This window comes from Oleiphilus sp. HI0067, assembly GCF_001635735.1.
On sequence record NZ_LWFI01001669.1, the window covers coordinates 1 to 961 of the forward strand.

Consider the following 961-nt stretch of genomic DNA (forward strand, 5'->3'; position numbering starts at 1 on the left):
GCTCCATCTAGATCTTGAGTCAGATCTGAATTGCTCACTAGGTTGTCGAAGTTCAGTACGATTTGTTGGCTGCTTGGATCGAAGTTTGTTAAGGCTATTTGAGGGCGATTCGGACGCGCACATGTCACGGTTTCACCGAGTTGAGGATCTCCAGAACAATTGGTGCTCCCGAGATGAAAGTTCCATGAAGAAGCTGAAAAGCCAAGGTCGCTTGGTCGAATGATTCCGCCGACTGGTGCTACGTCGAGTCGCGCAAACTTGTAACCATTTTGCCAATTCCAATGCATGCTCGTCTGATCTAATGGTGCTACGGCCGTTGCTCTATCTGCGTGATTCAATTCAGAGGGAATGCCAAGTGAAAAGGTAATGCCTGTGAACGCGACATTGGCTGGAGCGCTCACGATTCCTTCAACCTGAGTGTTTGTATTTTTCGTAGCGCCCGAACAGCTCGTATCTTTGTTCATGAAATCGAGCAAGCCCACGTTCTCGTGGTTCCAAGAGTTGTCTTCTAAGTCCAGTGCATACTCATTACTCTGATCATCTGTAAGTCTGATGTCATGCACATAGAATCTAAACTCTCTGATATCAGCATTGGTATTGTTTGTGCCTAGGCCTGTCAGTTGTGTATCGCAATCAATTGATACGTTATTGGCTTCTGCTGCAAATGCGATGGAAACATCTTGTTCTTGTAGGGCGTTGACGTTAGTAGAGCCGCCTGATGAGCAGGCAGCCAAAAGGGCGCATGTTGAGATAGCAGTAAAGTGTGAAAGTTTCATGATGCTCTTGTCCTAATAAAATGAATAAATATTGGCTTTAGGTGGAGCACAGGTCTGAATCTAGAGGATGTCTTCATCAAGCATCAAGCACAATGTATGCACGCGCATGCTTAGAAAAATAAGCAGGCTGACACTGGCTTAGCAATGAAGTTAAATCTAATTGTTGATGACTGTGCTCAAGAGAG

At 45.4% G+C, this 961-nt stretch carries 1 protein-coding gene; it reads right to left on the reverse strand.

The genetic code is table 11. The annotated features are described in order from the left end of the window. On the reverse strand, nucleotides 1-776 hold a 776-nt coding region (locus A3739_RS26815), incomplete at its 3' end, for an MbnP family copper-binding protein (RefSeq protein WP_068503413.1). Nucleotides 777-961: the final 185 nt, after the last annotated feature.